This window comes from Streptococcus sp. HMSC034E12, from assembly GCF_001835915.1.
GTDB classification, from domain to species: Bacteria; Bacillota; Bacilli; order Lactobacillales; family Streptococcaceae; genus Streptococcus; species Streptococcus vaginalis.
Genome location: NZ_KV826473.1, coordinates 1 through 592, shown reverse-complemented (window position 1 = coordinate 592; position 592 = coordinate 1). Strand labels below are relative to the sequence as shown.

The 592-nt window shown below is 38.7% G+C and carries 1 protein-coding gene; it reads left to right on the top strand.

Features of this window, described 5'->3' with window-relative positions; all coding sequences use genetic code 11:
• A partial coding sequence (locus HMPREF2574_RS08730) for a transposase (protein WP_142350131.1) occupies positions 1-412 on the top strand: 412 nt, incomplete at its 5' end.
• Positions 413-592 lie beyond the last annotated feature (180 nt).

Sequence of the window (592 nt, the reverse complement as noted above, 5' to 3'; positions counted from 1 at the left end):
AGAGTACGAGATTCTCCTCTCCATCTCTGGTATCGCTGAAACAACAGCCACCTCTATCATAGGCGAATTAGGAGATATTCGCCGTTTTCAGTCTGCCAATCAAATCAACGCCTTTATTGGAATTGATCTCAGACACTACAAATCTGGAAACTTTCTGGCTCAAGAACACATCACCAAACGGGGCAATCCTTATGCCAGAAAGATTCTCTTCAAGACCATTCACAACATTGCTTCGGCCAGCCATACCAATCCTTGCCACATTGCGGACTTTTATGAGAAACGAAAAAGACAATCGCAGACGACTTCAACTAAGCCTCATACGATTGCCTCAATGCATCGCCTCATACAGACAATGTATTACCTCATTACGCATAACAAACTTTACGATTACACTTTAACCCAAAATCATTAAAGCCGTCTATGCTCTATTATTATAACACCTTACAAAAATTTCGCTAGGTATGGTGTTGATTTTGTGTACTCTTTTTCCAATCAAAAGAGCCAAAAAGGGCTAGGATAAACTATTAAAATCAAATCAATCATCAATTCTTTGACTGAAAAACATTGAATTGCTTGACAAATGGTAGAAAAA